The organism is Kribbella sp. (genome assembly GCF_035655035.1).
Lineage (GTDB): Bacteria > Actinomycetota > Actinomycetes > Propionibacteriales > Kribbellaceae > Kribbella.
In genome coordinates, this window is sequence record NZ_DASRVN010000551.1 from 1 (window position 1) to 5,439 (window position 5,439).

General features: G+C 68.0%; 6 protein-coding genes. 3 read left to right on the plus strand and 3 right to left on the minus strand.

Translation table 11 applies throughout. The features are described from left to right. The first annotated feature begins 142 nt into the window (after positions 1–142). The 3 genes from VFF46_RS29695 to recO are packed head-to-tail and all read left to right on the plus strand — an operon-like array spanning position 143 to position 2,709. A complete protein-coding gene (locus VFF46_RS29695; protein WP_325040534.1) occupies positions 143–1,135 on the plus strand; it encodes an aldo/keto reductase in 993 nt (330 codons plus the stop codon). After that, positions 1,132–1,953 carry an SDR family oxidoreductase gene (locus VFF46_RS29700; protein WP_325040535.1) on the plus strand — a complete coding sequence of 274 codons (822 nt, stop codon included), beginning with the start codon at positions 1,132–1,134 and terminating at the stop codon, positions 1,951–1,953. Before VFF46_RS29695 ends, VFF46_RS29700 begins: the two co-directional genes overlap by 4 nt. 12 nt (positions 1,954–1,965) lie before the next feature. Next, the gene (recO, locus tag VFF46_RS29705) at positions 1,966–2,709 is read left to right on the plus strand and encodes a DNA repair protein RecO (RefSeq protein WP_325040536.1); all 744 of its coding nucleotides are present in this window, start codon (positions 1,966–1,968) and stop codon (positions 2,707–2,709) included. A gap of 672 nt (positions 2,710–3,381) precedes the next feature. Here recO and VFF46_RS29710 read toward each other — a convergent pair. The 3 genes from VFF46_RS29710 to VFF46_RS29720 all read right to left on the minus strand — a co-directional run. Continuing rightward, positions 3,382–3,885, minus strand: coding sequence for a hypothetical protein (locus tag VFF46_RS29710; protein ID WP_325040537.1), 504 nt, complete (start codon positions 3,883–3,885; stop codon positions 3,382–3,384). Between the two features lie 39 nt (positions 3,886–3,924). Beyond that, a complete protein-coding gene (locus tag VFF46_RS29715) occupies positions 3,925–4,923 on the minus strand; it encodes a hypothetical protein (RefSeq protein ID WP_325040538.1) in 999 nt (332 codons plus the stop codon). Next, a partial coding sequence (locus tag VFF46_RS29720) for a hypothetical protein (protein WP_414673106.1) occupies positions 4,917–5,439 on the minus strand: 523 nt, incomplete at its 5' end. The genes VFF46_RS29720 and VFF46_RS29715, both read right to left, overlap by 7 nt.

Consider the following 5,439-nt stretch of genomic DNA (forward strand, 5'->3'; position numbering starts at 1 on the left):
CAGCGTCCGTGTCGCCCGCCGAATGTACGGAAGGTTTCGGCGACTGTGCCGGGCGGCGGGAAAATGTCACATCAACGTTGTCCAGACAGGAATCCCGGTGCCCCTTTGGCCCGCCGGGCGGCCGCGGCGGTAGGTTCGGCACATGCGTTCTTCCCAGCTCGGTGACCTGACCGTTTCCAGCCTCGGCCTCGGCTGCATGGGGATGTCCCAGTCGTACGGGGTCCGCCAGGACGACGCGGAGTCGATCGCGACCGTGCACGCCGCCGTCGACGCGGGCTGCACGTTCCTCGACACCGCGGACGTGTACGGCGACGGCGCCAACGAGGAGCTCGTCGGCCGCGCGCTCGCCGGGCGCCGCGACCAGGTCGTGCTCGCGACGAAATTCGGCTTCAAGCGCCCGGCCGGGTCCGCCACGGACGTGCCGACGGTCGTCGACAGCTCCCCGGCGTACGCCGCCCAGGCCCTGGACGCGTCGCTGCGCAGGCTGGGCGTCGACCACATCGACCTGTGGTACCTGCATCGCCGTGACCCGCAGGTCCCGATCGAGGAGACCGTCGGCGCGATGGCCGCGGCGGTCCAGGCCGGCAAGGTGCGGTACCTCGGGCTGTCCGAGGTGAACGGCGAGACGGTGCGCGCGGCCGACGCCGTACACCCGATCAGCGCCGTCCAGAGCGAGTGGTCGCTGTGGACGCGCGACCCGGAGACCGTCGTACTGCCGACGCTGCGGGAGCTGGGCATCGGGTTCGTGCCGTTCAGCCCGCTCGGGCGCGGGTTCCTGACCGGGCAGATCACGTCGCCGTCCGACTTCCCGGCAGATGACATGCGGCGGGGGTTGCCCAGGTTCCAGGGCGAGAACTTCCAGCGCAACCTCGACCTGGTCGCGCAGGTGCGGTCGCTGGCCGCGGACAAGGGCGTGACGCCGAGCCAGCTCGCGCTCGCGTGGTTGCTTGCGCAGGGCAATGACGTGGCGCCGATCCCGGGGACCAAGCGGCGGTCGTACCTGACCGAGAACCTCGGCGCGCTCGACGTCACGCTGAGCGCCGACGAGCTGGCCGCGCTGGACGCGACGTTCCCGGCGGACGCGGTGGCCGGTGAGCGATACACCGCGGGTGGAATGAACCTGGTGGGCAAGTGATCGGCATCACCGGCGCGACCGGGCAGCTCGGATCGCGGATCGTCGCCCGGCTGACCGGCGTACCGCTGCGGCTGATCGTTCGCGACCCTTCTCGGGCGCCCGAGCTGAAGGACGTGTCGGTGGCGCAGGCGGCGTACGGCGAGCATCCGGCGCTGCTGTCCGCGCTGGACGGCGTCGACGTACTGATGTTGCTCAGTGCAACGGAGTCCGCGGACCGGGTGGCGTTGCACAAGGCAACGGTCGACGCGGCGGTGGCGGCCGGGGTGCAGCGGATCGTGTACACCTCGTTCGCCGGCGCAGCACCTGGGGCGACGTTCACGTTCGCGCGCGACCACTGGCACACCGAGCAGCACATCCGCTCCACCGGCGTGGACTTCACGTTCCTGCGGGACAACCTGTACCTCGACTTCGTGCCCGGATTCGTCGGCGCGGACGGCGTGATCCGCGGGCCGGCGGGGGACGGGCGGGTGGCCGCGGTGGCGCGTGACGATGTCGCGGCCGCGGCTGCCTCGGTACTGACCTCCGCGGGCCACTCGGGCGCGACGTACGACCTGACCGGGCCGTCGGCGTTCACGCTGGCGGAGGCGGCCGCCGTACTGACCGAGGGCCTGGGGCGTCCGGTCCGGTACGAGCCGGAGACGCTGGACGAGGCGTACCGGTCGCGCGAGTCGTACGGCGCTCCGTCGTGGGAGGTGGCCGGCTGGGTGACGTCGTACGCCGCCATCGCGAGCGGGGAGCTGAGCCACGTGTCGACGGCCGTGAAGGACCTCACGGGGCAGGACCCGATCGGCCTCGCGGAGTATGTCGGTCGCGGGTGAGAGACTGGTCAGGTGCCGCTCTACCGGGATCAGGCGATCGTGCTGCGCACCCAGAAGCTGGGTGAGGCGGACCGGATCGCCACGCTGCTGACCCGCGCCAACGGCAAGGTCCGCGCGGTCGCCAAGGGCGTGCGCCGGACGTCGTCACGCTTCGGCGCCCGCCTGGAGCCGTTCAGCTACGTCGACCTGCAACTCGCCACCGGCCGCACCCTCGACGTGGTCACCCAGGCCGAGTCGATCGCGGCGTACGGCGAGGGCATCGTCGACGACTACGCCCGCTACACCGCCGGCACCGTACTCCTCGAAACCGCCGACCGCCTGGTCGTGGAGGAGAAGGAACCCGCCCTCCAGCAACACCTCCTGCTGGCCGGCGCCCTCCGCGTCCTGTCCACCGGCGAACGTGCACCGGCGCTCGTCCTCGACTCGTTCCTGCTGCGCTCACTCGCGATCTCCGGCTACGCCCCCTCCTTCGACGACTGCGCCCGCTGCGGCGAACCAGGCCCCCACCGAGCCTTCAACCCCGCCTCCGGCGGCATGGTCTGCACCACCTGCCGCCCACCCGCCTCCGCCATGCCGTCCCCCACCACCGTCACCCACCTCACCGCCCTCCTCACCGGCGACTGGCCCACCGCCCTCCAAGCCGACCCCCGCACCCGCCGAGAATCCACCGGCCTGATAGCCGCCTTCTTCACCTACCACCAAGAAAACCAACTCCGCTCCCTACCCCACTTAGACCTCACCTCCGGAGCCGGCTAGCGATCTCGTCGCGGCCAGCCGGTCGGCTCCGATCGGGTGCGTTGACTGCCCGGATACCCGGTCGGTCGTTGGCCTGGACCGCGCGGCGCGGTGGGACCACTCGACTGTGATTGGCCTGTGGGCTGCTGCAGCCGTGTGCGCGCTCCGGGGAATGGCCGGGTTGAACTCAGCGGCTGCTGACCGGTCGAGGCATGCGCAATTGCTCGCTTGGCATCGAGCTCAGCCTGCCGGGCCAACTGACTGCCGCGCGCGTCCGGTCGTCTGTCGCCAAATCGGTTGAGGCCTGGCTGCCGATCGTCCGGGTGCCGGCTGAGCCGGGCACAGACGTGTGCGTAGATGTTGTTCCGCCCGTGCCGAGGCTTGACCGCCAGCAGTTCACGCCTCGGCCGTCCACCGGGCGTCTGCGGACCGACCTCGCGGAACACCAAGCGGTAGTCCGGTTTGCGGTGAGGCGCCGACCGGACGTACGCCGTCACACAGTCGCGGAGATCACCCTTCCCCGGCTCGTACCCGAGGGCGTGACGTCCGTCGGTGGATCCGTCGCGAAGATTCTCGATCTCTCGCAGGACCTCGCGGTACAGTGCGCGGGCCGCCGCCGACGTGCTGGCTTGCCGGCGAAGGAGGTGCAGGTCCTGATGGAACTTCTCGAGACCGACGACGAGATACTTCCCGTCATCGGTCATCGCGCCCGGATCTCTTCTCGGCCCGAATCTCGTCGAGAAGCTCGCGGGTCAATGGATCGTCGGCGGCCAACTCGTCGAGGTCCAGCGGCCGGCTGTCAGGCAACGGTTCAGTGTCATACACGCGCACGGTGGGGTCGTCGATCACGCCGGCCGGCGGATGGTCGTCGCCGCGCAAATCCCGGTACTGCGCGGTCGACAACAGCACCGCCTCCGGTTCGCCCTCCGCGCCCCAGACCACTGGTGCGCCGGTGCCGCTCCGCGCGGATTCGACGAAGTCCTGCAACCGCCGGGCGACCTCGGCGACCCCGGCAACCTGGTCCGGTACAGCGAACTTGCTCTCACCACCGAGGTCCTCGAACTCGTCGTACGTGAGCACGACAACCTCCGGTATGCCGTCCCCGAAGCTGAACGCCCGCGTCCGCCCACTCCGGAACCGCCCGAGCACCTCCGCCAACTCCGCGCGCATCTGGTCAACCGACGGCCAAGTCGTCATAGCCCGAACCTATTCCTTCCTCGTGCCATCTCGTCCCGGTCAGCAGGCCGCACCGGGTGCAGCGGCGTCGCCACCGTGCGGGTCCACGAGCACCGGCACTGCTTCACCGATACGCAGTTGCGTCGCCGCCCGCTGAGTCATACCGATCTGCCCGGTGTCGCCGAGTGTGCTCTTCCACGTGATGTCCCACTGAGCGACTGCACTCACCGGGTACTTGCAGTTCGGCAGCTTCTGAGACGTCTTCGCATACCGGTGGCCACACGTCGGTGATCCCTTGGTCCCCACCGCCTTGCTGTAAGGCGTCCCAGGCCCCTCGCACCGCACCGTCGTACCGTCGCCCATCGACCAGTTGATCGCCGTGACCTGCGCAGTAGCGGTAACCGACAACCCCGGCACACTCGCACTACGCACAATCGGCCCCCAAGTGTTCTCACTCTTGGTCACCCACATCCACACCGGCATATTCACGAGACCGATCTGCTGGGCCGTGGGAGCTGTCTTGATCTGTGGCGGCGCGAGTTGCATCTCGGCGACTGCGTCATATGCCAAGGTCACCGGATCGATGACGACCGTGTCAGGCTTTCCAGGCAGCCATACCCACTCGGTGACGATGTGCTTGCCCTGGTCGTAGCCCTGTTCGCGAGTACACGCCCAGATGCTGCCGTCCGTGTGCCCCTGCCATCGTTCGTCGCCAGGGGGTGGCTGAGGCTCTTCGCGCTTCATGTAGCACTGGTGGCTGTTGGACCAAGCGCCGAGCGCCGGATCGACGCATGGCACCAGCGCTCCGCGCGACTTGCACTCGACGCTCGTCGTCTTGCCGTGCGTGCCGGGCGTTCCAGGCACGGTCGGCGTCGACGTCGTGGTCTTCTTCCCGATGAGTTTCCATTGGCAAAAGTTGCCAACGCAAATCCATTTGTAGTCCGGGCCAGGCGGAGGGCTGTCCGGCGACCGGTATCCAGTCGCGTTGCTCGTGCACAGAAATACGCTGAACAGTGATCCCGCGGCGACAAGCCAACTCAGCCTGGCCTTGGTCAGCATGGTCCCTTGTCCTGATCTGAGATGAGAAACCACAGTTTCTGGTTGCCTGCACCTGGAGCAAAACGCAGATGGGAAGTGACCTGTCGGCGCTTTCCGTCGCCAGGACCGGACGGCACCGGTTTACCGTTGCTTTTGAATCTCATGACCTGCTTCGAACTGTCCAGACAGTTCAGAAGGATGACTTCAGGCTGGGCCTGTTTCAGCTTGACCGAAACTACCGACGTTTTTGCAATCTGCACATTCCCGGTTACGTACAGTTCATTGCTCACCAATGTCCTCGCCTGGTCAACGATCGTGATGATCCATTCGCCGCTCAGGCCGGCCTTCTCGAGCGCCGGTCGATCCAGCGCCGACGGATTCATGAAGGTCCGATCTATAGCCGCGGTCGCGACCGCGTATCGCGCTTTCGCTGCAGTGATGGCGGCCAGTTGTTCGGGGGTCCAGGTTGGCGTCGAGGGGGCCGTTGGTGTCGGAGACGGGCTGGCGGTGGTTGTGGTGGGTGGGGTTGTGTTGGGG

Coding starts and splice junctions, on each gene's coding strand:
- VFF46_RS29710 (WP_325040537.1), bottom strand. CDS start 3,885: ATGACGACTTGGCCGTCGGTTGACCAGATGCGCGCGGAGTTGGCGGAG.
- VFF46_RS29695 (WP_325040534.1), top strand. CDS start 143: ATGCGTTCTTCCCAGCTCGGTGACCTGACCGTTTCCAGCCTCGGCCTC.
- VFF46_RS29715 (WP_325040538.1), bottom strand. CDS start 4,923: ATGCTGACCAAGGCCAGGCTGAGTTGGCTTGTCGCCGCGGGATCACTG.